This is a genomic window from Paenactinomyces guangxiensis (assembly GCF_016055185.1).
Lineage (GTDB): Bacteria > Bacillota > Bacilli > Thermoactinomycetales > Thermoactinomycetaceae > Paenactinomyces > Paenactinomyces guangxiensis.
Genome location: NZ_JAECVR010000001.1, coordinates 43,825 through 66,634, shown reverse-complemented (window position 1 = coordinate 66,634; position 22,810 = coordinate 43,825). Strand labels below are relative to the sequence as shown.

Annotated in this window: 30 protein-coding genes and 4 tRNA genes; 29 read left to right on the top strand and 5 right to left on the bottom strand. The window is 45.4% G+C overall.

The annotated features are described in order from the left end of the window. Positions 1 to 279: 279 nt before the first annotated feature. The 14 genes from I8U27_RS00350 (at position 280) to I8U27_RS00285 (ending at position 9,249) form a co-directional block, all read left to right on the top strand. Entirely contained in the window at positions 280 to 1,395 is a 1,116-nt protein-coding gene (locus tag I8U27_RS00350; protein WP_181750464.1) for a GspE/PulE family protein, read from the top strand. Next, positions 1,352 to 2,392 (top strand): type II secretion system F family protein, encoded by a 1,041-nt coding sequence (locus I8U27_RS00345; RefSeq protein ID WP_181750465.1) that lies wholly within the window; start codon positions 1,352 to 1,354, stop codon positions 2,390 to 2,392. Before I8U27_RS00350 ends, I8U27_RS00345 begins: the two co-directional genes overlap by 44 nt. 21 nt (positions 2,393 to 2,413) lie before the next feature. Further along, on the top strand, positions 2,414 to 2,755 hold the full coding sequence (locus tag I8U27_RS00340) for a competence type IV pilus major pilin ComGC (protein WP_181750466.1): 342 nt from the start codon (positions 2,414 to 2,416) through the stop codon (positions 2,753 to 2,755). Then, entirely contained in the window at positions 2,752 to 3,204 is a 453-nt protein-coding gene (locus I8U27_RS00335) for a GspH/FimT family protein (RefSeq protein WP_181750467.1), read from the top strand. Before I8U27_RS00340 ends, I8U27_RS00335 begins: the two co-directional genes overlap by 4 nt. Beyond that, complete coding sequence (locus I8U27_RS00330) at positions 3,201 to 3,575, top strand: pilus assembly FimT family protein (protein ID WP_181750468.1); 375 nt, start codon at positions 3,201 to 3,203, stop codon at positions 3,573 to 3,575. Before I8U27_RS00335 ends, I8U27_RS00330 begins: the two co-directional genes overlap by 4 nt. Next, positions 3,509 to 4,030, top strand: coding sequence for a hypothetical protein (locus tag I8U27_RS00325; protein ID WP_181750469.1), 522 nt, complete (start codon positions 3,509 to 3,511; stop codon positions 4,028 to 4,030). The genes I8U27_RS00330 and I8U27_RS00325 overlap by 67 nt, the downstream gene beginning before the upstream one ends. Then, positions 4,027 to 4,404: a hypothetical protein gene (locus I8U27_RS00320; protein ID WP_181750470.1), complete on the top strand. Its 378-nt coding sequence runs from the start codon at positions 4,027 to 4,029 to the stop codon at positions 4,402 to 4,404. Before I8U27_RS00325 ends, I8U27_RS00320 begins: the two co-directional genes overlap by 4 nt. Before the next feature lie 31 nt (positions 4,405 to 4,435). After that, entirely contained in the window at positions 4,436 to 4,957 is a 522-nt protein-coding gene (locus tag I8U27_RS00315; RefSeq protein WP_181750471.1) for a shikimate kinase, read from the top strand. A gap of 39 nt (positions 4,958 to 4,996) precedes the next feature. Continuing rightward, positions 4,997 to 5,200 (top strand): YqzE family protein, encoded by a 204-nt coding sequence (locus I8U27_RS21210; RefSeq protein ID WP_377534483.1) that lies wholly within the window; start codon positions 4,997 to 4,999, stop codon positions 5,198 to 5,200. Then, positions 5,190 to 5,345, top strand: a complete 156-nt coding sequence (locus tag I8U27_RS00305; protein ID WP_181750473.1) for a hypothetical protein — start codon at positions 5,190 to 5,192, stop codon at positions 5,343 to 5,345. The genes I8U27_RS21210 and I8U27_RS00305 overlap by 11 nt, the downstream gene beginning before the upstream one ends. A 218-nt stretch (positions 5,346 to 5,563) precedes the next feature. Continuing rightward, on the top strand, positions 5,564 to 6,670 hold the full coding sequence (gene ispG / locus I8U27_RS00300; protein WP_181750474.1) for a flavodoxin-dependent (E)-4-hydroxy-3-methylbut-2-enyl-diphosphate synthase: 1,107 nt from the start codon (positions 5,564 to 5,566) through the stop codon (positions 6,668 to 6,670). 102 nt (positions 6,671 to 6,772) lie between these two features. Continuing rightward, positions 6,773 to 6,991, top strand: coding sequence for a DUF378 domain-containing protein (locus tag I8U27_RS00295; protein WP_181750475.1), 219 nt, complete (start codon positions 6,773 to 6,775; stop codon positions 6,989 to 6,991). A gap of 275 nt (positions 6,992 to 7,266) precedes the next feature. Beyond that, positions 7,267 to 7,977, top strand: a complete 711-nt coding sequence (locus I8U27_RS00290) for a gamma-glutamyl-gamma-aminobutyrate hydrolase family protein (protein WP_232345163.1) — start codon at positions 7,267 to 7,269, stop codon at positions 7,975 to 7,977. Positions 7,978 to 8,286: 309 nt separating this feature from the next. Beyond that, on the top strand, positions 8,287 to 9,249 hold the full coding sequence (locus I8U27_RS00285; RefSeq protein ID WP_220185838.1) for a Rossmann-fold NAD(P)-binding domain-containing protein: 963 nt from the start codon (positions 8,287 to 8,289) through the stop codon (positions 9,247 to 9,249). 153 nt (positions 9,250 to 9,402) lie between these two features. Here I8U27_RS00285 and I8U27_RS00280 read toward each other — a convergent pair whose 3' ends face one another. Together I8U27_RS00280 and I8U27_RS00275 are read right to left on the bottom strand one after the other, a co-directional pair. Beyond that, positions 9,403 to 10,416, bottom strand: a complete 1,014-nt coding sequence (locus tag I8U27_RS00280; RefSeq protein WP_181750476.1) for a cytochrome d ubiquinol oxidase subunit II — start codon at positions 10,414 to 10,416, stop codon at positions 9,403 to 9,405. 17 nt (positions 10,417 to 10,433) lie between these two features. Beyond that, the gene (locus I8U27_RS00275) at positions 10,434 to 11,762 is read right to left on the bottom strand and encodes a cytochrome ubiquinol oxidase subunit I (protein ID WP_181750477.1); all 1,329 of its coding nucleotides are present in this window, start codon (positions 11,760 to 11,762) and stop codon (positions 10,434 to 10,436) included. A gap of 236 nt (positions 11,763 to 11,998) precedes the next feature. Here I8U27_RS00275 and I8U27_RS00270 point away from each other — a divergent pair, with 236 nt between their 5' ends. The 5 genes from I8U27_RS00270 (at position 11,999) to I8U27_RS00250 (ending at position 16,662) form a co-directional block, all read left to right on the top strand. After that, complete coding sequence (locus I8U27_RS00270; protein WP_220185860.1) at positions 11,999 to 12,271, top strand: DUF1294 domain-containing protein; 273 nt, start codon at positions 11,999 to 12,001, stop codon at positions 12,269 to 12,271. Between the two features lie 57 nt (positions 12,272 to 12,328). Continuing rightward, positions 12,329 to 13,345, top strand: coding sequence for a VanW family protein (locus I8U27_RS00265; RefSeq protein ID WP_181750478.1), 1,017 nt, complete (start codon positions 12,329 to 12,331; stop codon positions 13,343 to 13,345). Positions 13,346 to 13,588: 243 nt separating this feature from the next. Then, entirely contained in the window at positions 13,589 to 14,575 is a 987-nt protein-coding gene (locus I8U27_RS00260) for a G5 and 3D domain-containing protein (protein ID WP_181750479.1), read from the top strand. Positions 14,576 to 14,912: 337 nt separating this feature from the next. Continuing rightward, positions 14,913 to 16,361: an SEC-C metal-binding domain-containing protein gene (locus tag I8U27_RS20415; RefSeq protein WP_232345160.1), complete on the top strand. Its 1,449-nt coding sequence runs from the start codon at positions 14,913 to 14,915 to the stop codon at positions 16,359 to 16,361. A 118-nt stretch (positions 16,362 to 16,479) separates the two neighbouring features. Further along, positions 16,480 to 16,662, top strand: coding sequence for a hypothetical protein (locus tag I8U27_RS00250; RefSeq protein ID WP_181750480.1), 183 nt, complete (start codon positions 16,480 to 16,482; stop codon positions 16,660 to 16,662). 59 nt (positions 16,663 to 16,721) lie between these two features. On the opposite strand, the gene I8U27_RS00245 is transcribed toward I8U27_RS00250, so the two are convergent. Next, positions 16,722 to 17,048, bottom strand: coding sequence for a hypothetical protein (locus tag I8U27_RS00245; protein WP_181750481.1), 327 nt, complete (start codon positions 17,046 to 17,048; stop codon positions 16,722 to 16,724). 167 nt (positions 17,049 to 17,215) lie between these two features. Between I8U27_RS00245 and I8U27_RS00240 the strand changes: the two genes are divergently transcribed. After that, on the top strand, positions 17,216 to 17,890 hold the full coding sequence (locus I8U27_RS00240; protein ID WP_181750482.1) for a hypothetical protein: 675 nt from the start codon (positions 17,216 to 17,218) through the stop codon (positions 17,888 to 17,890). After that, positions 17,890 to 18,732: a PHP domain-containing protein gene (locus I8U27_RS00235; protein ID WP_181750483.1), complete on the top strand. Its 843-nt coding sequence runs from the start codon at positions 17,890 to 17,892 to the stop codon at positions 18,730 to 18,732. Before I8U27_RS00240 ends, I8U27_RS00235 begins: the two co-directional genes overlap by 1 nt. Here I8U27_RS00235 and I8U27_RS00230 read toward each other — a convergent pair. Beyond that, positions 18,729 to 19,163, bottom strand: a complete 435-nt coding sequence (locus I8U27_RS00230) for a GNAT family N-acetyltransferase (RefSeq protein WP_232345159.1) — start codon at positions 19,161 to 19,163, stop codon at positions 18,729 to 18,731. The two genes, I8U27_RS00235 and I8U27_RS00230, sit on opposite strands and share 4 nt — an antisense overlap. 34 nt (positions 19,164 to 19,197) lie before the next feature. Then, positions 19,198 to 19,707, bottom strand: a complete 510-nt coding sequence (locus I8U27_RS00225) for a 2'-5' RNA ligase family protein (protein ID WP_181750484.1) — start codon at positions 19,705 to 19,707, stop codon at positions 19,198 to 19,200. Between the two features lie 182 nt (positions 19,708 to 19,889). Here I8U27_RS00225 and I8U27_RS00220 point away from each other — a divergent pair, with 182 nt between their 5' ends. From I8U27_RS00220 to I8U27_RS00185, 8 genes are all read left to right on the top strand, one after another. Next, positions 19,890 to 20,432 carry a phosphatidylglycerophosphatase A family protein gene (locus I8U27_RS00220; RefSeq protein WP_181750485.1) on the top strand — a complete coding sequence of 181 codons (543 nt, stop codon included), beginning with the start codon at positions 19,890 to 19,892 and terminating at the stop codon, positions 20,430 to 20,432. A gap of 363 nt (positions 20,433 to 20,795) precedes the next feature. After that, on the top strand, positions 20,796 to 20,972 hold the full coding sequence (locus tag I8U27_RS00215; protein WP_181750486.1) for a hypothetical protein: 177 nt from the start codon (positions 20,796 to 20,798) through the stop codon (positions 20,970 to 20,972). Between the two features lie 86 nt (positions 20,973 to 21,058). Then, positions 21,059 to 21,134: transfer RNA gene (locus I8U27_RS00210), tRNA-Met, on the top strand. Positions 21,135 to 21,139: 5 nt separating this feature from the next. Next, a tRNA-Asp gene (locus I8U27_RS00205) sits at positions 21,140 to 21,216 on the top strand. Between the two features lie 11 nt (positions 21,217 to 21,227). Then, positions 21,228 to 21,303, top strand: a tRNA-Ile gene (locus I8U27_RS00200). A 22-nt stretch (positions 21,304 to 21,325) separates the two neighbouring features. Continuing rightward, positions 21,326 to 21,400: transfer RNA gene (locus tag I8U27_RS00195), tRNA-Val, on the top strand. A gap of 681 nt (positions 21,401 to 22,081) precedes the next feature. Then, entirely contained in the window at positions 22,082 to 22,342 is a 261-nt protein-coding gene (locus I8U27_RS00190) for a hypothetical protein (protein WP_181750487.1), read from the top strand. 3 nt (positions 22,343 to 22,345) lie between these two features. Further along, complete coding sequence (locus I8U27_RS00185; RefSeq protein WP_181750488.1) at positions 22,346 to 22,627, top strand: hypothetical protein; 282 nt, start codon at positions 22,346 to 22,348, stop codon at positions 22,625 to 22,627. The last annotated feature ends 183 nt before the right edge of the window (positions 22,628 to 22,810 follow it).

Genomic DNA, 22,810 nt, shown 5'->3' with positions numbered 1-22,810 from the left:
AACCCATAACGTTCGAAAATCAGCCCAGCCAAAGGTATCAAATTTAACCCCTTTTAGCACACACGCTGGTTTAATAGTTTCTCTAGAATAATTAATAGTTTTATTTTTATTATCTTATGAAATGAACATGATTCAAAAAAATTTATTTAAAATTTGATAGACAAAAGAAAAATTTCTTGCTTTTGTCGAAAATTAGAAGGATTTATCTAATTAAGGAAGAATATGTCTAATTATCCTTTTTTTAAAAATATTTTTGTGGAGAAGGAGGGTGAAAGGGAGATGGATATCGTTACCTATATTTCAAACTTATTTGAACGGGCAACGGAGCTGCGGGCGAGTGATATCCATATTGAACCACAGGCGGACGGGCTCCGTATCCGGTTGAGGGTTGACGGGTTTCTCGTGGAGATTGACCGCCTGCCGAAGCAGAAAATCCCGGCTGTGATCTCCCGGTTAAAAGTGATGAGCCATCTGGATATCGGGGAGAAAAGGGTACCTCAAGACGGAGCGATGGCAATTGCGTCAAAGGAAGGGAAACTGGATGTTCGTATTTCAACTCTTCCCACTTTATTTGGCGAAAAAATTGTTCTCCGTTTGTTGCGAAACCGTCCGGAAACAGCTTCTTTGGATCAACTGGGGATGGAAAGGGAGGAAATAAAGCGGTTACAGAGGCTGCTGGCGCATGCAAGCGGGCTTTTGATCGTAACCGGACCGACCGGAGCGGGGAAAACCACAACCCTGTATGCGATGCTGCAGTATCTCAACCACAAGGAGGCAAACCTGGTTACTTTGGAAGATCCGGTTGAACTTCAGATCCCCGGAATTAATCAGGTGCAGATTCATCCCAGGGCAGGCCTGACCTTTGCGCAGGGACTGCGGGCTGTGTTGCGGCAAGATCCCAATGTTATCATGGTCGGAGAGATTCGCGACCGGGAGACGGCAGACATTGCCATCAGGGCAGCTTTAACCGGTCATCTCGTTTTAACCACTTTACATACGTCAGACGGAGCGAGTGCTGTCACCCGTTTACTGGACATGAATATCGAGCCGTACCGGGTTGCCGCAGCCCTCTCCGGCGTTGTCGCCCAGCGTTTGGTCCGCCTTGTATGTAACCATTGCGGGGGCGAGGGGTGTGCTGAATGTCAGGAGATGGGTTACCGGGGGAGGACCGGTGCCTTTGAAGTGATCATAATGGAGGAGGGTGTGCAACAGCTGGTAGTCAACCGGAGCCCGCTCACTGAACTGCGTCAATATTTTCAATCCAGAGGAATGTCTTCCCTTCGTGAAGCGGTGATGGCAAAGGTGAAGAAGGGTGAGACGACATATCAAGAATATATTCGGGTGGCTGAAGATGTGGAACAGTGTTTGGAATTCAGAGAAGTGTGCCCTGTTTAGCCAGCAGTTGGTCCATTTGCTCAGAAGCGGGATTCCTCTGACCGCCAGTCTGGAGTTGTTGACTGAGCAAAAGATGATTCGCAAGGAGACCGGAACGCACCTTCTTCAGGCTTTAAAACAGGGGTCCAGTTTTTCTGAGGCCTTGCATCAAGAAAAGTTTCCCGATCTGTTTGTATCTTTCATACGTGCTGCCGAGGAACACGGGGACTATGTGTTTGGCCTGAATCAGTGCGAGAGTTACTACACTTCCCGGGCCAGGATGATACGGGAACTTGGACAGGCCTGTATTTATCCCTGTCTCGTACTGGGATTGGTCGGGATTGCTCTGACCTTTATGGTTACTGCTGTTTTGCCCCGCTTTTCCACTTTATATCAAACGCTTGGAATTGAGCTGCCCGGACTGACAAAAATCTTGCTCAATCTCCATGAAATCGTGAATCTTGTTGTGATGAGCACAGGAGGTGGGATTTTGTCCGTTCTTCTGTTTGCAGGGGTACTGCGCGCTTGTCCAAAGGAGAAAAAAGTTTTTTTCACAGGTTGGCTGTTTCGTCTTCCTCTGCTGGGAAGTGTTTATCGATACCGGATGACTCACTATCTGTCCGTTCAACTGGGTTCTTTGCTAAAAGCAGGAGTTCCGTTGCTGACCGCATTAGAGTTGATGGAAAAGCTTACTCCATGGGCCGGACTGTCTGTCTGTGTCAGGCAGATGAAACAACGGTTGTTGGAAGGGGCTTCACTGCACCAGTCGTTGAAGGAACAATCTGCCCATTTGTTTCTTCCTTCACTGCCAAGGATGGTTGCCATCGGTGAAAGCTCCGGGCGCTTGGATGAAACTTTGCTCAGTTTGGGAAGGGGAACGGAATTGATAATCAAGAATAAAGCTGAACAGTTTACGCGAAGTTTGGAACCAATCCTAATCTTTGCGGTCGGGTTATTTATCGCTGTGACAGTGATAGCCATGTTTATGCCCATGCTGCAGTTGGTCAGGGCACTTTAAAAAGAAAGGAGCGTTCAAAAAATGAACCGTTACCGACAGATTCAAGATGAAAGAGGATTTACTCTGATCGAAATGTTAGTTGTTCTCTTTATCATCGGACTGATCCTGGCGATCGCCATTCCAAATTTAAAAGAGGCCGGGGAAAAAGCCCGGGAGAAGGCTGATCAGGCCAATCGCAACTTAATCAGCGCCCAGGCGGATAATTACTATCTGGAATTTGGGGAATATCCTGCGAGTGTGGCCGAACTGGTAAAGCGGGGTTATTTGCGCTCTGTTCCCAAATGCCCGGGAGGAAAAGGCAGTTATGTTATCAATCGCTCTCCGGGGGTATCCAGTGAAAAACGAGTGAGTTGCAAGAAATGACAGGAAACGGCAGAAACCGTCGGGAAGCCGGTTGGACACTGGTTGAATTGATTCTTATTCTTTCATTACTGGGGTTATTGGCAATGCTTTCCCTGCCTGCTTTTTCCCGGATTGGGGAACGGGCGGAAAGAGAGATGTTTCTCCATTCGATCGCCTCAGATTTGCAACTGGCCCAGGTGGAAGCGGTCAGCCGCCGGCAAGAAGTGATTGTCCATCTTGACAGCAAAAACCATCTGATCACTGTGAAACAGGGAAACAACCTTCTTAGAAAAACAACCATCCCGCCGCGTTATCAGTTAAAAAGCAATTATCCGGCTAATCGGATTGTATTTAGGGAAACAGGCCAGGTAAAGGGCGGAACGCTTCAACTCTACCTGGGCGGGCAACTGACCGGTACCATCAAAATGCAAGTTGCTTCCGGACGCCCAAAAGTGGAGATGGAGCGATGAACAAGAGCGAACAAGGATATACATTGGCCGAAATCATTACGGCCCTGTTTGTGTTGGGAGTGGCTTTTTCGTTTGCCATTCCTGCCTTTCTCGGGCTCAAAGCTCAGGAACATCAACAATTATCCGCCCTTGAAGCGATGTCGTTTCTGCAAGGGAAAACGGAAGCTTTACGCTCTCAAGCAGGAGAAGGCCCGATGACGGGAGACGAGGTGAAAGCAAGCCGGATTTTTCCCGGACAAAGCTATCTGGTCTCATGGAAGTGTTCAAGGGAAGTTTCTCTGTACCATATGGATGTGGAGGTTCAATGGAAAGAAAAAAACGGAAAACTGAGGAAATTGCACTTAAAAACCCACCGCTATTATCGATTCTAAAAAATGACCGGGGTTTTACATACATAGAACTTGTTATTTCCCTGTCATTGCTGGTACTGCTGCTCCCGGCCTTGTTTTTTTCAGCCCGCACTCTGGAAACGGAGATCAAAAAGCTGGTCAGCCATCATCGGTTGCAGATGGAGTACATCGCTTTTGTTACATCAGTTCAGGCTGAGATCCGGCAAGGAAGGGGTTTCCGCACCGATGAAGGGGCATTGCTGTTTGATCTGCCGACAGGGGAAACGATCCGGTATAAATGGCAGAAAAGGCAAGTCGTCAGAAGTGTGAAGAAAAAAGGGGAGACCGCATTTAAAGGGATGACCGTCCTGGCTAACCATGTTTACTTTATCACTTTTGTTCCCGGCCGTGATAAAGTGATGATTGATATCGGATTGCAAAATTGGAATGCAAATCTCGACATGAGTGTAGCTGTTGCCGGAAGGGTGGAACCATGAGACGGGATGAACGGGGGATGGCTTTACCGGTTGTAGTCGCTGTTTTAACTATTTTATTTATCCTGGTTAGTTTTCTAGTCTCACAATCGGTTTACAGCCGGCAGGCCCAGAACTTGTACTGGGAACGGATGCGTGCACAATATGCAGCCGAAAGCGGAATCGCATTGATCCAGCAAAGGCTGGAGCGGGAACCAAACCGGATTAAATCTGATGTGTTTCAAATTAACGGATTAAAAGTGACTACAGAAATCTTGAAACCGGAAAACTCCTATATTCAAGTGCGTGCAACTGCTTCCGGGCGGTTTGGAGTCAAACAAACAATTCAAGCAGAGATTGATCCGCACACGCTGGCAGTGATCCGCTGGATCCGGTAAGATAATGGCTAAAAGGTGAGGAGAACATAGAATGGAAACGGCAAAAAAACACCTCATTATTATCGGGTTTATGGGGACCGGAAAAACGACAGCTGGGCAACAGCTCGCTGCACAAATAAATTTGCCCTGGGTGGACACCGACCAACAGATTGAACAGAAATGGGGGTTTTCCGTAGCGGAGTATTTTCAGCGATATGGGGAAGCATCTTTTCGTGAACAGGAAACAGATGTATTGCAACAACTTCTGTCCGGGCCTCCCTCTCTTATTACGACAGGTGGCGGAATTGTACTCAAACCGGAAAATCGGGCAATGATGAAGGAACAGGGGTGGGTGATCCATCTGTACGCAACCCCTGAAGAAATTATCCGCCGCCTGTCCGCGAACCGGGACCGTCCATTGTTACAGGGAGATATCCGGCAAAAAGTACGGCAACTATTCCGGGAGAGAGACGGAAAATATGATTTTGCCGATTGTACCATTAACACAACTTCCTGCTCCCCAGACGATGTAGTGGAGAAAATCCTTTCGTTTTGGCAGCGCAGACAGGTTTAATTTATCATTCCGCCGGTCAAGCTAAAGGTTGAGGTGGAAATGATGTCATTTAAAGATTGGATTAGTTATTTATTGCAAAAAATGATGTGGTATATGGAGACACCGCGAAGTGAAAGAAAATCCATAAAGGCTTCAAACAGAGAGGCATGGTCGGTTCGCTGGTTTGGGATGATTCCTTTTTCCATGAAAATGTATGTGGATAAACAAAGATCCCGGATAAGGGGGCGTTTAAGTGAGAAATAATCCTGCACAAGATTTCCAATTGGTTGACCTGAAGGATCACCCGGAAGTAATGGCTCAAATTACCGATCTGGAAAAGCAGCTCAATCAGATGATGGATGGAAAAGTAGCGTTAATTGCCTATGTCCAGAATGAAAAAAAAGAATAAGTTTTATGTAAAGGGGCGGCTAAGCTCCTTTTTTGTTTGCCGATATGTGGTATACTTTGTTATTGAGGTTGCCCCACCGTTCCGCTGACTGCTACAACCTGCGGGTGCAAGCGCAGCATCTGCCCGAATGTCGGTTTTCGATGATTTATGCATACTATAAAATGGTTCTGTATCATCTGGGAATATTTCTACGTCATAGATAAGGAGCGATTGCTTCCATGTATCACCGAACGGAAACAAGACCTGTAAAAGTAGGCAATATACAAATTGGTGGAAATGATCAGGTGGTCATCCAGAGCATGACCACCACCAAAACACATGATGTAAAAGCTACTGTCGCGGAAATTAACCGGCTTGCCGAAGCTGGCTGTCAGATTGTGCGCGTTGCATGTCCGGATATGCGTGCCGCTGAAGCGATTCCGGAAATTAAAAAGGAAATTTCCGTTCCTTTGGTCGCAGATATTCACTTTGATTATAAGTTGGCGCTTAAAGCGATTGAAGGCGGTATTGACAAGATCCGGATCAATCCTGGCAACATCGGCCGCCGCGAAAAAGTTGAGGCTGTCGTTAAAGCATCCAAGGAACGCGGGATTCCCATTCGCATTGGTGTAAATGCGGGTTCACTGGAAAAGCGAATTTTGGAGAAGTATGGATACCCAACTGCAGACGGAATGGTGGAAAGTGCTTTATACCATATTGGGATTCTGGAAGATCTGGATTTTCATGATATTGTCGTTTCCCTCAAAGCTTCCGATGTAAGACTGGCCATCGAAGCATATAAAAAAGCGGCGGCTGCCTTTAGATATCCTTTACACCTGGGAATTACCGAGTCCGGAACCCTGTTCTCCGGCACGGTGAAAAGTGCTGCGGGCTTAGGGGCCATCCTTTCTTACGGGATTGGCTCAACCATTCGGATCAGCTTAAGTGCCGACCCGGTCGAAGAAGTAAAAGTAGCGAGGGAACTCCTTAAATCCTTTGGCCTCGCAGCCAATGCAGCTACTCTGATCTCGTGCCCGACCTGCGGCCGCATTGAGATTGACTTGATCAGCATCGCCAACGAAGTGGAAGAATATATATCTAAAATCAAAGCACCGATTAAAGTTTCTGTACTTGGTTGTGCCGTCAACGGTCCGGGAGAAGCGAAAGAAGCAGATATCGGAATTGCCGGTGCCCGGGGAGAAGGATTATTGTTCAGGCACGGAAAGATTATCCGGAAAATCCCGGAAAAAGAGATGGTAGCTGAGTTGAAAAAAGAGATTGATAAACTGGCTGAGGAATACTACAAAAAACAAGCGGAAACGGAAAAGGAAAAAGTTGGAGTATAAGTTTGACAGCAACCCTCTCCCCAGGGTTGCTTTTTTTGCATGGATAAACTGTATTTTTTTTTCACATACTAGGATTGATCCAGTTTTAAAGGAGGGACAATCGTGAGCAGATTAGCGTTGATTTTGGTGATCATCGGTGCCATTAACTGGTTGTTAGTTGGCATTTTTCAATGGGATTTAGTGGCTGCTCTTTTTGGCGGTGATGCGATCAGGAATTCCTCCGGTTTAAGTCGAATCATTTACGCTATAGTTGGAATCGCAGGCATTTACGCCATCAGTTTTTTGTTTAACGACCGTGTTCAAGCCCGAAATGCAAAGTAAGAGGAACAGTTAAAAACAAAAAAACTCCAGCTGTATCGCAGATCTGGAGTTTTTTTATTGTGAGCCCGACTTTTACAGGATCGGCAGGTTTACATAAAACGGTACCTTCTGCAAATTTTCTAATTCAATCGTTTCGTGGGTGATTGAATCAAGAATTTGGTGTACATTGGTTATGTGACCCGGTTTATTGACTGTCACCGTTCACACAGGAACTTATTATGTATATTAACGGGAAGAAAGAAGTGAAAACCCGGACACAAAGAGGTGGGAGAGAGTTGACTGTAACGATTGGATTGACTATGTCAGTGGAACAAGAGAAAAAATTGTTTTTGATGCGTGATTATTCAGATGCAATTATTCAAGCCGGGGGAATTCCCCTTTTGCTTCCCTACACAGAAGACACTAGAGTGATTGAGGGAATGGCAGCGAAATGTGATGGATTAATGTTGACAGGCGGAGGGGATATTGACCCCACTTTGTTTGGCGAGGAACCAATTCCGGGCCTGGGGGAAATTGTTCCCGAGCGGGATCAAATGGAGATTGAGCTGGTCCGGTACTTTATCGCCAGGAAGAAGCCCATCCTGGGAATCTGCCGGGGGTGCCAAATACTGAATATCGCCCTTGAAGGGGATATGTTTCAAGATTTAACCAGCCAAAAAAGCCCCCTTTTGCAACATGCACAACGCGCACCGAGAAGCCACGCATCTCATACGATTCAAATCAAAGAAGGATCACTGCTCAGTCAAATTGTGAACCATACAGCTGCCAAGGTGAACAGCTATCATCATCAGGCGGTTCGTGAACCTGCCCCTTCGCTTGTTGCATCGGCATGGTCCAGTGACGGTGTAATCGAAGCGATTGAAGGGAAGTCCCATCCCTTTGTACTGGGAGTTCAGTGGCATCCGGAGTGTATGACCTCAACCCAAACGGAGGCCGCAAAGATTTTTCAAGCGTTTGTAGACGCATGTTCCGGACAGCAATCTTGAGCCCACTGTGTAAAGCACAGACAAATGCAAGTAAATAATCCCATCGAATATGGTTGATTTGATGGGGAGTGAGATCCCTGAAGCAAATAGGACTTTGTTCAGATGAACCACCGTCATTTGTAAGTGGCGGTGGTTTTTTATTTTGGAAGGAAATGATGTTTGCGATACAACGGTATGCATAAATATGTAGCTAAAATAGAACCTGATAAAGGATCGAACAGGAGATTTCAGGGTTGATTATTGTAATAAAATGCATTAAAATGTATAAATATAAACAAACTTTCTCCTTGAAAGGAAGTGTCCCTGATCATGCATGTGTTATCGTTACAGGAACTAACAGGTGAACAGATCATGCAACTTGTAAAAAAAGCAATTGATATAAAGAAACATCCGGAAAATTATTATCATGCCTGTTTTAGAAAGGGATTGCTTATGCTCTTTCAAAAAACATCGACCCGTACGATGCTGTCTTTCCATTCAGGCATCGCCCAGATGGGTGGATATGCGGTACTGATGGACTGGAATAACAGTAACTTTAGCATTTCTCCTATTCAATATGAAGCAAGATATGTCTCTACCAACTGTGACGTCATCATGGCCCGCCTGAAAAAACACAGCGACCTTCAAGAATTGGCCAAATATTCCTTGGTTCCTGTCATCAATGGCTGTTGTGAAAAATTTCATCCGACACAGGCACTGGCAGACTTGATGACCATCTATGAAGTAGCGGGAACCTTTCAGGGGGTTACCTTAACGTATGTCGGAATTCACAACAATATTGCCAATTCACTGGTACAAGCATGTATCAAGGTCGGCATGAAGCTCAATCTGGTTACACCCATCGTGAACGAAAGTTCCTGGGATGAATCGCTGATGAAAGAGGCGGAAAACTCCGGCCTGGTAACCCGGACAACTGATTTGGCTCAGGCAGTGTGTGAGTCCAATTTTATTTATACAGATACCTGGATTGATATGGAATATTTTAATGACCCCTCTTACGAACAAGAACGTAATGTCCGTATCAAAACCATGTCCAAATACCAATTGAACCGCCAAAATCTGCAAGGATTCACACCCTGCATTATGCATGATATGCCGATTCATCCGGGCTACGAAATTGAAGAAGAACTGATTGAAGCACCGGAGTCCATCATTTATACACAGGCGGAAAACCGGATGCATGCTGAAAAAGCCCTGCTGCTCCACTTGCTCCAGGCGGAAAACAGCAAAGTGGAAGGGGGACCGGTTCATCAGGTGGAGTTAACGATTTAGTTCTCAAAAAACACTCTTCAATCCGGATGGATGAAGAGCGCTGGGGCAATACCGTATTGGATTAACCCGGAGCGATTTTCCCCCGCTGTCAAAAACGATTGTCAGATGTGACACGGTGGGAAAATGGTTCCTCTTTTATATATGATCATTTCTTCACTTTTCACCGCGCACATATTTTGCGTTAAACAAGAAGAGCCATAAGAGAAGAGCGAGCGAAGGAATTAACAAGAGCAAACCGGCAATGAAAGCAATCACCAGTGCCCAGCCCATGGTTGAATGGGTAAGCCCGCTCTGGATGGTGATGTAGGGATAAAGCAGGTATGGCATGTGAGAGATTCCGTAACCGAAAAAAGCATAGGCAAATTGAAACATGACAAACACAAAAGACAATCCCAACGATTCTTTTTTCCACATCAGGTAGACTGCCACACAGAAACAGAGGAATGAAGCGCCAAACATCCAGCCGATCGATAACGCCGCTTCAAAGTGCTGCGGATTATGTTTGGACAGTCCCCAAAAAACCAGCAAACTGGCGAGAATCGCAGGGCCGCTCCAGAACAGGGAATATTTGCGCAGTTGTTCCATCGCCGGCTGGTCGCCTGCTTTTTGCGCGTAAAAGGTTAAGAAGCTTGCACTGATATAAAGGATGCTGACAATCGCCAGAAAAACAACGCTCCAGGAGTAGGGGCTTGTAAATAACCGCTCAGCGTGGAAAATTACCTTTTCCCCTGCCTTTTCAATAAACCCGCCTTCAGAGATCGTCAGGACGGTTGACAGGGAAGCGGGAATAAACAGACCGGTCATCCCGTACAGGAACATATAGAGCCGGCTTTTGCGGGCCCCATAGTTGGCAAAGGCATAAAACGAACCGCGAATCGTCAGTAAAATAAGGGCAATTCCTCCCGGAATCAAAAGGGCTGTGCCATAGTAATAGGCGGTGTCCGGGAAAAAACCGACCAGGCCGACGATAAAGAAAATCAAAAAGACGTTGGTCACTTCCCAGACCGGGGACAGGTAACGGTCAATAATTTTGTTGATGATATGGTCTTTCCGGGTCAACATACTGTAACAGGAAAAGAAACCCGCCCCAAAATCAATTGAGGCTACGATTAAATATCCGTACAGAAAAACCCATAATACGGTAATGCCGATAACTTCCAATAGCATTGGCGGCTCCCTCCTTCCTAAGCGGAAAATCTCTCTTGTAACTCGTCCTCAGGACTGTGCTTGCGGAATAAGCGAATTAGCACGCTGACTGCCACGATGGCAAGGGCCGCGTATAACAGGCTGAACAAAAGAGTAATTGTCCCTACATGACCGGCGGTTGTGGCTGCATGCTCCACCCGCATCAAACCGTTGATAATCCAGGGTTGCCGTCCCACCTCTGCATAAATCCACCCCAATTCAATCGCGATAAATGAGAGCGGGGCACCGAGAAATATCCCCCTGAGCACCCAGGGACTCCATTCATTTCCTTTTCCTCTGATCCATAAAAATAAGAACAGCCCGGAAATAAACATCAGGTAAAAGCCAATGGCAACCATCCCGTCAAACAGATAGTGAACATAAAGAGGCGGCCATTCATCCCGCGGAATTTCATTTAGTCCGATTACTTTTTCGTCCGGACTTCCCCCGGCTAAAATGCTCAAGGCATATGGAATTTCAATCGCGTTTTTGACTTCAAGCGTTTCTTCATCCAGCGTCCCTCCGAAAAGCAAAGGGGCTTCTGACCTGGTTTCAAAGTGCCATTCTGCGGCGGCCAGTTTAGCCGGCTGGTATTTGGCCAGAAACTTCCCGGATAGATCGCCGGCGGCAAAGGTGGCTAGTGCCAGGACAAACCCTGCGATCATGGTTAGTCGCAACGCTTTTTTATAGTAAATATGTGTCCGGCCCCGCAACAGGTAAAAGGCAGCAATCCCCGCCAGTAAAAACCCGCACGTGAGGTAAGCGGAGGAGACAACATGTGCCACTTTGCTGGGTGTAGCCGGGTTGAGCATGGCAGCGATCGGATCAATATCAGTCACCTTGCCCGCTGCATCAATCTTAAATCCGGCAGGGGTGTTCATAAAGGAATTGACTGTTGTAATAAATACGGCAGACAGAGTTGATCCGATAATAATCGGGATTGAAGTCAGCCAGTGAAATATCGGGTGTTTAAAACGGTCCCATGTATAAAGATAAATTCCGAGGAAAATCGCTTCAAAGAAGAAAGCGAAAGTTTCCAGAAAGAGCGGCAGGCTGATTACATTGCCAACCAGTTGCATAAACCGGGGCCACAGCAGGGAGAGCATCAATCCGATACAGGTTCCGGTCACAACTCCGACTGCAACGGTGATAACAAATCCGCGTGTCCACCGTCTGGCCATAAGAATATAGTGCGGATCTTTCTTAAAGATTCCCCATCCTTCAGCAATACTGATAAAAATGGGAACCCCAACGCCAATCGTTGCCCAGATAATATGAAAAGCTAATGTTTCCGCGGTTAAGATTCGACTCCAGATTACAGAATCCATGAGAGCCAGCCCTTTCTACTACAAACAATTTTTATCGGAGAGGTTGGTCAACGGGATCTCTCCCGGATAAATAGTAAAACTTCCTTCTATCATCATACTCATGACAGGAGACTTTGTACATAATTTCACGTACTTTGACACTAATTTTCAATAATTTGTTAGTAAATTCGACTTAAGTTTGTTAAATATTGAACAAACTATCGACAATACTTGTTCAATATGTTATTATTCAAAATATGATACGATTAGTCCTGTTGCTTGTTCTTTTTTTGAGTACATATGGTTTTTTCTTAATGGGATCGGATAAACAGAAAGCAAAAAAAGGAAAGTGGAGGGTAAATGAGAGCACGTTTTTCCTCCTCTCTTTTTGTGGAGGAGCCGCAGGAGTATGGATCGGAATGAAAGTTTTCTGCCATAAAACTCTTCATCCCTCTTTTCGGGTGGGGATTCCACTCCTGACCGTCTGGAATGTGATTGTCTTGTATTACTTATTGAATAATCTTATGTGAATCTGTTATAGTAACCCCTTTTTTGATACAAAATAATGTCAAAAAAGGGGTTATTTTATGCTTACATGGAAAAAGATTGCATGGATTTACCTTATGATCAACCTCTTTTTCGTTTGCTGGGCGGGCGACTCAGCCGCCGGGGATCCGGCTCAAATTTATCGCAACCACAATGATAAAGCAAAATTGCCACGGGCCTCTTACTCCTATTCACCCCTTTTCATCGTGCAGTATGAAGGAAAGCGCTGGACGCTCAATCTGAGTGATGTTGGATTTGACGGTATTGACCCGACAACCCTGGATCGCGGCGCTTTTATGGATTGGTTTCATCTGGTTGTGGAGAAGGAAGTGAATAGGCCTGCGCGGTCCGCCTACTATCGGCAGAGAAAAATCATTCCCCATCAACTTGGCAGGGCCATCGACCGCGAACAGGTTGATCAGTGGCTGGAACATATTCACCAATATATCAATCACCCCGTCGACTTGCCGGTGATCTGGTCAAAGCCACCCGTCAGTACAGAGAAATTGAAACAATTAAAAGAAAAAAGGCTGGGCGCTTATACAACTTTTTTTAATCCCGTCAATAAAAACAGGTCACATAATATCCTATTATCAACGGCAGAGATTGACCATTATGTCCTGTTGCCCGGGCAAATTTTTTCTTTTAACCGTGTTGTGGGAAAAAGATCGGTTGAAAAAGGATACAGGAGGGCGAAAATTATTGTTAAAGGGGAGTATAGCGAAGGAGTGGGCGGGGGGATTTGCCAGACCTCCTCTACCCTTTTCAACAGTGTGGACCAGGCTGGGCTGCGCATTATTCAGCGTGTCAGCCACAGCAAACAGGTAACTTATGTTCCAAAGCATCGGGATGCCACTGTTTCCTGGGGAGGACCTGATTTTAAATTTCAGAATCAGCTTAATGAACCTATTCTCATTGTTGGCGACATAAAAAATGGAACCCTGCATATCTCCATTTACGGCCCCAAGTCAACACATTACCAGCCCAGGTATGTAGCGCCTTCACCGAAGTTTAACCAGGGGCGCCAATCCAAACATCCGGAAGAAGTTGAAGAGTAATAGGGAGGATAACGGAAAAAAAGGGGGACATTGTACATCCTTTGTGCATAAATCTATAGTAGTCACCGCTCAACATAAAAAAAGAATCATAGAATTAGAGAGTATTATTTGTTATAATTGATCATTGTTCAGGCAATTTCAGAAGGAACTGGACGATTGGAAGCAAAACTTTTCTCCTCAAGGAAGGTTTGGCCGGCAAGAGCCGGGCTGTGCTTGATTTTTAGAACCAAGTGGAGGTACCTGATGAGAAAAATCCTTCTAAACTGCCTTACGGTGACGACCATTCTTGTCATGGTTGTACTTGCGGGCTGTTCTTCAAAGCAGGTGAAAGTCACCTTCAGTGATCAGGAGAAGCCAGTCATCATTGACAGCGGCAATGAACCGCTGGCTGAGGCTCTGGAAGAAAAAGGGCTCGACGTCGCTGCGCTTAAAAAGCAATACAAACCCGGCATTCCCTGGGATCAACCTGTGGGAGACCGGAGTAACATCCAGCTTACATGCAATTGCGAAGTTACTTTGCAGGTCGGCGGGAAAAAGGTTGGGACCTTTCACACCACCAAACCCACAGTTGGGGCATTTTTGGAAGAACGGAACGTAACTTTGACAGAATGGGATCAAACGACTCCCTTAGATAAGAAAATTGTCAATGGAATGAATGTTGTCGTAGATCAGTACGAACAGAGAATTAAGAAGAAAATCGAACTGATTCCCTTTAAAACAAAAGAGGAAAAAGATGACGAACTTGCCAAAGGGAAAAAAGAGACAGAAAAAGAAGGAAAAAAAGGGAAAAAAATATACGCCGTAGTGATGCATTACAAAAACGGACAGCCGCTTGTTAAAGAGGGGAAACCGGTAGTTACAGAAACATTAGTCGAAACAATCAAACCAGTGGACCAAGTGGTGAAAATTGGAACTAGCACGCAATTGGCAGAAGAAGAGAAAAATAAGCCGAAATTGACGGCGACAGGAACAATGACCGTTGAGGCAACAGGTTACACCCATACCGGAAACCGAACTGCAACCGGAACTTATCCAAAAAGGGGAACGGTTGCCGTCGACCCGGACGTAATCCCTCTGGGTACAAAGCTGTATATTCCCGGATATGGATACGGTGTAGCTGAGGACACGGGTGGAGCCGTAAATGGTCGAATTATTGACCTCTTCTTTGAAACAAGGTCTGAAGCGATTAAATGGGGTCGCAGAACGGTCACCATTAAAATCCTGAAATAATTTCATAATAAGCCGCCTGCGATGTCTTTTCATTGCAGGTATTTTTTTGGTGGAAAAGAAATCTTTTTTATTATAAACTCCTATAAAACCCCCAGGATATGACCGGTCAGTGCCTTTATTCCATCCTTTCTGCTTTGCTTCCCCCGTATCAGTCATGGCTAAACAATAAACGGATCAACCCGCTTCTGTTGCTCTGGAGAGACTTTAATAAAAAGGGCTGCATAACCAGGATTTCCATAAAGTTGTCAACATATTGGTTTTTTTTTCAAAATACCTTTGTGTTGTTTGTCCTTTTCATTTATACTTGAGACAAGGAAAATTGCATCGAGGTGTGACGATGGTAGGACGGAATGATCCTTGTCCGTGTGGCAGCGGTAAAAAATACAAGAAATGTTGTGAGAGAGTCATTACGTTTTCCTCAGCAGAAAAGGCACGAGAATTGAGAGACAGCCGTCTGAAAAACGAGTTGCTCTTGAACCTCAATCAATGGTTTTTGGCGCGTTGCTCACCCGAGATGCAACTGGAGTGGGCAGACCGATTTAAAAAATTGCTCCGCTTTCCTTTGGATCAGCCAATCCCCCGTGACTTTTTTTTCTCTTTTCGCTTCTGGTTACTGTTTGATGCCCCTTGTCTGAACCGCAAGCGGCCTGTTGAATCCTGGATGTCAACGATTCGCAATGCTCCGGCAAAAGAACGTCTGGCTCGTAATTTTTGTAATGCCCCGTTTACTTGTTACGAGATTAAGGAAATAAGGGAAGAGGGCATGCTTTTCCGATCACTGATTGATGATGTGGAATATGAGGTGAAAAAGGGAGAAACTGTTCCCAGAGAAAAACTCGTATTTACACGACTCATTCGTATGGGAAATCGTTACGAACTCTTTGGCCCTTATACATCTTTTGTGCATGAGATGAGAGGGGAGATACTCGTGCAGCTAGAGAAATATACTCATCAACGAGACGAGCACCAAGACTTCACGGCTAGAGAAAACGGATGGAGAGTTCTCGGCTGGTCCATTCAACGGGCAAAAGAGCTGGAAAAAATGGAAAAATTGGCTTCTTCTCCTCCGGAAATTCTGGAGAGCATGAAAGAAACTCCTTTCTGGGGGACGATGGAACCGAAAGGAGAAGATCAAGTACTGCCCGGCCGCATCATGCAGCACTTGGAACAGTTCTTTGTCTCTCATGTGGCCCGGTTGCAAAAAGGGACCCAGGCCTTTTACAGCCGTTCCCTGGACTTGTTGTACAAGTACCTTTCCATTCGTTACGGACAGTCCTTTGATTGGTCTGTGTTGAACGAGGATGCACTGGTTCATTTCTTAAGCTTCTGGTATTTGGATCACACCAAAACGTCTCCGAACGGATCCAAAATTTTTCTAAATACGCTCAAGCACTTATTCCGCTGGTTGGAAGCAGAAGGGATCACCGATGTGTACCAGACCTTCAAGAAAGTTTATGTATTGCTCATCCGCTCTCTGCCCACCACAGTGGAAGCAAAAAATTGGATCAAAGAAAACGCAATCGTCCCCGAATATCGCGGAAGCAGTGGCGGTGAACCCTCCGGGATGTACATGTTAGCCGTCTCATCGACGGGCCCTGTTCTCTTTGTTGAAGACAAGTGGGTCCCTGTTCACCTGCTGGGCTTCCCGGATATCTATGCAGACAACCGTTTTTGGGTCAGGGGATGTATTGAGGTAAAATCTTCAGGATGTTATTTTACAAAAGTGGAAGGCGTCTATCCGATGATTCTGATCGATAAACAACTCCAAGTGCTGGGGCAAAAATGATGAAGGCAGCCACCTAAATCAAATTGGCTGCCTTTTTATTTTGTCTGAATAAGTTATCGATTGTGTTACATAATAAAAATACACTCGGTGAGTGGCAAAAAAAGGGGGCGTTTTTCCTATGTTCCGCTTTTTAAACAATACCCTGAGACGGGGTAACCAATCTCGGAACAAAAATAAGATCAATGAACTAATGAACGAAGTAGGGAAAGAGCTTGGGGTTGATCCAAATACTCGTTCGCTTAACGAAGACCCCAACAAGTTTGCAGAGCGGATGAAAAAGGAAATTCAAAAGCGTACCTGATCAGTTGCTGAGTGGTTAAAAAGAGCACCCGTTGTGGGTGCTCTTTTCATATCCAGTGATCAAGATCTTAAATAGGAGGCGACTTCCTCCATTTTATGATGAACAGCGGAGACAACCGAATCAGGAATCATCGGTGTGTAGCTGTGTTTATTAAAACTTGTTTGCAGTTCGAGTGAAGGTGATTCCAAACGTAAATATTCCGGATTCGTACCGGGTGTTGTAGGGATTTTTAAACAGTAGGTCATCCCTGAAACCATATCCTTGATCTGCATGTTGTAGACAGGCGGCTGATTGTGGCAACGACGAAATCCTTGGGATTTCAACATTCGATCAATCGTTTGATACGGACGTACAATCCCGGTAAGCGCTTTCGATTTTAACTGCACAAAAAGCCCTCCTCAAAAGTGAGTTACATATTGTTACCCGTAACTTATGAAGATTAATCCTCCTTTTTGGGAAAAAGAAAGAGGAAAAAGTATTTCATTCTACGCAAACGCCAAATGGTTTAGAATGAGGGTAGAGAATTCCTTTAGGGAGAGAGTTATGATAACCGATGGGACAACGTACAGATGAACCGATCCATTTTCTGGATTGGAGAGCAGACTGGCAGCAGCAAAAAGAAAGTGATTTTTTCTCCATGTTGGACCGGGCTGCCCTTTTTGTGGAACGCAGTACTACGTTCCGGGAGAAAATGCGGGCCCTTTACTTGTTTCAACAGTGGACAGGCTATCAGCGAACCAAAGATGCAAATTTCCGCTCAGACCCGGAACAAATATTCCGGATCTGGTTTCTATGCGATTATATCAATGTAAGAAACCAACGGATGATTGAACGTTATATGAAGGAAAAGAATCTTGAAGATGATTGGGAATGGGCATCTGCCCTGATTGCCTCATACTACTCGATCTTCCTGGCAGAATGCAGGACAGGTCAGTATATGTTGCAGGAGTGGTGTGGAGAAACTCCTTTTTTTCATATCGATCCGGGGTATTGGGACGAAAAAAAGCTGCAAAATGGATATGTCCTGGCAAGACCTGTGAAAGTGGGCGTCAAGTATATACCTGTCGGTCCGGTGATCCCCCTGCAAAAAGAGCAGGCTAAACAGATGATTGATTGGATTGAAAAACAACTGGAGACAATCAGCATTCCTTTGCGTATTTTTATGCAGTTCCTAGGGCTGGGTGTGTATCGCTTTCTATTTAAAACGGATAAGAAGGAGGAGCATTGATGGAACGAGTGGATTTACATTCCCATACGACGGCATCGGATGGCTTGCTGCGCCCTGATCAAGTGATACAACTGGCCAGGGAGGTGGGATTAAAAGCTGTGGCAATCACGGACCACGACACGGTCAGCGGGATTGAAGAGGCGCAGGAAGAGGGAAGAAAGCTGGGGATAAAGGTTGTTCCCGGTGTGGAGATAAGTACGCTGTGGGACGGGAAAGAGATTCATATGCTGGGCTATTATATTTATCCCCATGATCCGGAGCTGTTGAAAAAGCTGGAGGATCTGCGGGATGTGAGGAAAATTCGCAATCAAATGATGATCAGTAAGCTAAATCAGTTAGGGATCGAAATTACCCTGGAGGAGGTGGCGGAAAAAAGCAAGAGAAAAGCCCCGGGTCTGAATGTCGGCCGTCCGCATATCGCTGAAGTTCTCATAGATAAAGGGGTAGTTGGCAGCATGGATGAAGCGTTTGACCGTTATCTGGGAAGAGACGGGCTGGCTTATGTCACGCCTAAGCGAATCACTCCCTTTGAAGCGATTGATATCATCCATGGCGGCGGAGGTGTGGCCGTTATAGCTCATCCGGGGCTTTATGAACAAGACGAAGTTATTCCTCAATTAGTGGAATGCGGGTTGGATGGAATTGAGGTGAATCACCCCGACCACACGGAAGAGGCAAAAAGAAGGTATCGGGGGATAGCAGAAAAATATCACCTGATTGCTACTGCCGGTTCCGATTTTCACGGTGAACGAAACGGTTCAATGTACCACGCCCAACTGGGTACTTGCACGGCAGACTACTCCCGGGTCAAAGAGCTCAAGCAAGCGGCCGGCAAACGCTAGTTGAGCTCCTTTTTCATGGGAATATGTTTTATACCGGCTTCAAAAAAGGATGCACCTGTGCCCCGGTAACCAAGTTTCTCGTAAAAAGGAACAACTTGAATCTGGGCATTGAGAACAATTGTCTTCGCACCTTTATCACGGGCATAAAGCTCCAATGCTTCCATCAGCTTTTTGCCCGCGCCGGTCTTCCTTTTCTCGCCAAGTACGGCAACCCGTTCCGCTTTTACAGTCTGGGGATTTACCCATCTTAACCGACATGTGCCTACCGGTTTTCCTTCCTCAAGTGCAAGAAAGTGGGTGGCAATATCCTCCCACTCATCAATTTCTAAATCCTCGGGTACCTGTTGCTCCTCAATAAACACATTCCGGCGGATGGCGAAAGCCTCATTCATTTCCTGTTGATCTTGAATCGTCTTCACTATGATCGACAAAGATAAAACTCCCCTCTATAACCAACCGTAACAATTATTTTGCTAACAGGAACGATTGATATACGGTCCAGGACTTGTTTTCCAGTTGATACATCAAATGAAAGCGATCAATTTTTGTTTCCAGTTCAAATGTTCTCATACGCAGGCTTCCGTATACATCATGTAACTCATCTTCGGACATTTTTTGTCCGATGGTCAAGTGGGGAATAAAATCATACGGAGTTTCATCCTTGCCAAATGCGTCTTTGATTTTATTGTGCAGCTCAATGAGGGGATCGCTGTTTTGGATCGCCAAGTAAATGGTATTGCTGGTTGGGTAAAAGTGGCTCACTTTATGAAATTTGATGGAAAAACGTTTAACCTCTTGTGCGATCCTGTCCAGTTTGGCTACGGCCTCATCAAGGTTTTCTTCGGATAGCTCAAACTTCTCTTTCAGTGTAATATGCGGCGGGATCAAACTGTAATGAGGGTCATATCGTTTCCGATAGGAATTAATGATGTCTTGCACCGCTTTTTGTGGAAATACAACAATTCCATAATCCATAAGTTTCCCTCCTCAGTATTTATCCGTTGGAAAATTACAAACACATTTCTTTTATTATATCTTTTCTTCGCAGATAAAGCACGTCAAGTTATCCGGGCTCATATTTGTTTCACACTTCCCAGATCCTGGACTTATGTTAATATACATATAAGGCTGGCAATTGAGACAGGAGGAGAAATACGATGCGAAGAGTGCACAGCAACGAAGTAAAAGTGGCAGCAATGGAACGGTTGACGCAACGGGGAGTTACGATTGAATCCATTGCCGAAATCGTTTATCAGATGCAAAATCCTTACGCTCCTGAATTAAAGATGGAGACCTGTGTGGAGAGTGTGTTGGCAGTACTCAATAAAAGGGAGATTCAACATGCGATTCTGGTCGGTGTTGAACTGGACATCCTGGCCGAAAAAAATCTGCTTTCCGAGCCTCTCCTCTCCCTGGTCCGTTCCGATGAAGGACTATTCGGCTGTGATGAAACCCTCGCATTAGGCTCCGTTTTTGGTTATGGAAGTATAGCGGTAACGACATTCGGCCATCTGGATAAACATAAAATTGGAATTATCAAGCAACTGGACACCAAGAAAGACGGTCCTGTCCAAACGTTTACCGATGACCTGGTAGCAAGCATAGCAGCAGCTGCCTCCAGCCGTCTGGCGCACCGCCTGAGAGACGAAGAAGAAAGGGAAGAGGAACTGATCGCTTCCCGAGGACAAATCAACGAGTAAAAAATGTTTTTACCATTATATGGAAGAATTTCAAGGACTGCTGATGAAACGATATCGGCAGTCTGTCTTTATGTGAAAGTGTGTGTCAGGGTAGGGGAGGGCAGAATTGGGTTAGTGGCCTGTCCCGAAGCTTGATTGAATCGGCTTAAAAAATAAACCGGGCATACAGTACCCGGTTCATGAGGAGGGAACATATGTCAGGTAGAGTGAGTTAAACCAACAAGCTGCTCTGCTTGCTTGCTATATCATATGCAAACTCCCCAGATCCTGCATCCCTATGTAAAAAAATGTGTTTATGACCATATATAAGCATGAAAACCCAAAAAGGTGACAAAATACTTGTAGGAAAAGGAGGCTGGAACTATGGGCCGTTGGGTTTATTGGGCCAAGTTATACGATACCCGCTTTCAAGCAAGATGCCTGGCCGCCCGCATGGAGGAAGATTGGTGGTTATACGGCTATGACAGCCCGGAGGAAGTGGAAGTGTTCCGCTCCAGCAAAGGAAGGTTTGGCGTCCGCTATATCTGGAAAAAAAATTAATATGAAAAAACCCTTGCATAATTTTATGATGTGTTGTATAGTATTAATTGTCGCTGAAGCGAGAACAAAAAAGATGGTTCAAATGACGCGGGGTGGAGCAGTCGGTAGCTCGTCGGGCTCATAACCCGAAGGTCGCAGGTTCAAGTCCTGCCCCCGCAACCAACTATGGAGCTGTGGTGTAGAGGCCTAACATGCCTGCCTGTCACGCAGGAGATCGCGGGTTCGAATCCCGTCAGCTCCGCCATTAACCAATGTGGGCCTATAGCTCAGTTGGTAGAGCAGTCGGCTCATAACCGATCGGTCACAGGTTCGAGTCCTGTTGGGCCCACCATATTAACATGCTTATATACCATGGGCAGTTAGCTCAGGGGGAGAGCGCTTCCTTGACACGGAAGAGGTCGGAGGTTCGATTCCTCTACTGCCCACCAGGCCAGATATAGAGCCGCTTTCCAATGGTGGAAGCGGCTTTTGTATTGGAGTTGTTCAAACCCTTTTCATAAAAGTGAGGCTGCTTCATTGCACGAAAAAGTGTAAAGGAGTGGTTTTTTTGTTGCCTTCACTTGCGATGAAGGACTTCTTGGGGGACCGATAGTTTTCCACAGTTTGACTGATATAAAGTTGAGTTTTAAAGTCGAATGTTCATTTTGGAGTTAAAGCAAAACAAGCTCGGTATAAGACTATGTTCCTGTTCAGAGCTTGTTTTCTTTTTTGATCCTTTTAAATTGGATATTAGATTGGAGTTCTATTCTGGTTAAATGGGATAACAGGGATATATCAAAATATTACAATCAGAGGAGGGTCTTGCACTTCTCACAGGCCCGACAACGGTGAGGCCCCCGGCTTCCACACCCCCAGGTGACGTGACGAGAGGGCTACTGACCAAATCTATTTAGAAAAACAGGCATTTGGAAATAAGAGTTTTTTAAATATTGCATAAAAAAATGAAAAGCATTATCATGTAACTAGATATAAACCAGTTATGAACTAGTGTATATCTTTGAGCAGATATAATCCAATCACCGGGAAAGGGAAATGGATCCCAGTGGACATCAAAGGGCAATCTATAGGAATCCAAAGCCTGGATCAAGATGCGTAGGGAAATATTGCGATTGGTGGAAATTCTCCCGGAGGATTCGCTACCTATAATCCCGACACCAGCCCAATTTACGGAGTATAAAGGCATCGGACAAGTGGATACCCTGAAAGCGATTCAAGGGAAATTGTACATGGGAGTATATCCGGGTGCCAATATTTTCTCCTATGATCAGACGCAACCATGGAATTATGGGAAGAATCCGATAAGCTTTTCTCACTCGAAGGCAATCAGCAGGATCAACCGTTCATGTTTAGTCCTGCCGGTGGGAAAATAGCTGTTGGTACGGTTCCCAGACTACTTGGGTAGAGCATTAACCATATTTGATCCCGGCTCCGGTCAGTATGATGATTATCGCAATGTGGTTGCCAACCAAAGTGTGATTTCCCTGGCTTATAAAGATGGTTTTATTTATGGTGGAACTTCCGTTTCGGGAGGACTTGGGCTCAAACCAGCCGAAACCGAGGCAAAGGCTGTTCAAATGGGATATGCAAAAGAAAGAAAAGGTCTGGGAAGGTGTACCAATTTCCGGCGAGAAAACAGTGTCTGCATTGACGTTTGACGCTGACGGTTACTTATGGGGATTGACTGCTGGGAAATTGTTTAAATTTGATCCAAATACACGGGAAATTGTTAAATCCGCAGAGTTACGGCGATTTATACTTCGCACAAGGAACCGACTTATATAAGTATCAATTTACTCAGTGATCATTGAAGAAATAGGGAAACCGACTGATGGTTTTTT

What these genes read in the sequence shown, in the direction of transcription:
- I8U27_RS00350 (WP_181750464.1), top strand. Translation starts at nt 280, where the DNA reads ATGGATATCGTTACCTATATTTCAAACTTATTTGAACGGGCAACGGAG.
- I8U27_RS00345 (WP_181750465.1), top strand. Translation starts at nt 1,352, where the DNA reads ATGTGGAACAGTGTTTGGAATTCAGAGAAGTGTGCCCTGTTTAGCCAG.
- I8U27_RS00340 (WP_181750466.1), top strand. Translation starts at nt 2,414, where the DNA reads ATGAACCGTTACCGACAGATTCAAGATGAAAGAGGATTTACTCTGATC.
- I8U27_RS00335 (WP_181750467.1), top strand. Translation starts at nt 2,752, where the DNA reads ATGACAGGAAACGGCAGAAACCGTCGGGAAGCCGGTTGGACACTGGTT.
- I8U27_RS00330 (WP_181750468.1), top strand. Translation starts at nt 3,201, where the DNA reads ATGAACAAGAGCGAACAAGGATATACATTGGCCGAAATCATTACGGCC.
- I8U27_RS00325 (WP_181750469.1), top strand. Translation starts at nt 3,509, where the DNA reads ATGGAAAGAAAAAAACGGAAAACTGAGGAAATTGCACTTAAAAACCCA.
- I8U27_RS00320 (WP_181750470.1), top strand. Translation starts at nt 4,027, where the DNA reads ATGAGACGGGATGAACGGGGGATGGCTTTACCGGTTGTAGTCGCTGTT.
- I8U27_RS00315 (WP_181750471.1), top strand. Translation starts at nt 4,436, where the DNA reads ATGGAAACGGCAAAAAAACACCTCATTATTATCGGGTTTATGGGGACC.
- I8U27_RS21210 (WP_377534483.1), top strand. Translation starts at nt 4,997, where the DNA reads ATGATGTCATTTAAAGATTGGATTAGTTATTTATTGCAAAAAATGATG.
- ispG (WP_181750474.1), top strand. Translation starts at nt 5,564, where the DNA reads ATGTATCACCGAACGGAAACAAGACCTGTAAAAGTAGGCAATATACAA.
- I8U27_RS00285 (WP_220185838.1), top strand. Translation starts at nt 8,287, where the DNA reads ATGCATGTGTTATCGTTACAGGAACTAACAGGTGAACAGATCATGCAA.
- I8U27_RS00280 (WP_181750476.1), bottom strand. Translation starts at nt 10,416, where the DNA reads ATGCTATTGGAAGTTATCGGCATTACCGTATTATGGGTTTTTCTGTAC.
- I8U27_RS00275 (WP_181750477.1), bottom strand. Translation starts at nt 11,762, where the DNA reads ATGGATTCTGTAATCTGGAGTCGAATCTTAACCGCGGAAACATTAGCT.
- I8U27_RS00270 (WP_220185860.1), top strand. Translation starts at nt 11,999, where the DNA reads ATGATACGATTAGTCCTGTTGCTTGTTCTTTTTTTGAGTACATATGGT.
- I8U27_RS00265 (WP_181750478.1), top strand. Translation starts at nt 12,329, where the DNA reads ATGCTTACATGGAAAAAGATTGCATGGATTTACCTTATGATCAACCTC.
- I8U27_RS00260 (WP_181750479.1), top strand. Translation starts at nt 13,589, where the DNA reads ATGAGAAAAATCCTTCTAAACTGCCTTACGGTGACGACCATTCTTGTC.
- I8U27_RS20415 (WP_232345160.1), top strand. Translation starts at nt 14,913, where the DNA reads ATGGTAGGACGGAATGATCCTTGTCCGTGTGGCAGCGGTAAAAAATAC.
- I8U27_RS00250 (WP_181750480.1), top strand. Translation starts at nt 16,480, where the DNA reads ATGTTCCGCTTTTTAAACAATACCCTGAGACGGGGTAACCAATCTCGG.
- I8U27_RS00240 (WP_181750482.1), top strand. Translation starts at nt 17,216, where the DNA reads ATGGGACAACGTACAGATGAACCGATCCATTTTCTGGATTGGAGAGCA.
- I8U27_RS00235 (WP_181750483.1), top strand. Translation starts at nt 17,890, where the DNA reads ATGGAACGAGTGGATTTACATTCCCATACGACGGCATCGGATGGCTTG.
- I8U27_RS00225 (WP_181750484.1), bottom strand. Translation starts at nt 19,707, where the DNA reads ATGGATTATGGAATTGTTGTATTTCCACAAAAAGCGGTGCAAGACATC.
- I8U27_RS00220 (WP_181750485.1), top strand. Translation starts at nt 19,890, where the DNA reads ATGCGAAGAGTGCACAGCAACGAAGTAAAAGTGGCAGCAATGGAACGG.
- I8U27_RS00215 (WP_181750486.1), top strand. Translation starts at nt 20,796, where the DNA reads ATGGGCCGTTGGGTTTATTGGGCCAAGTTATACGATACCCGCTTTCAA.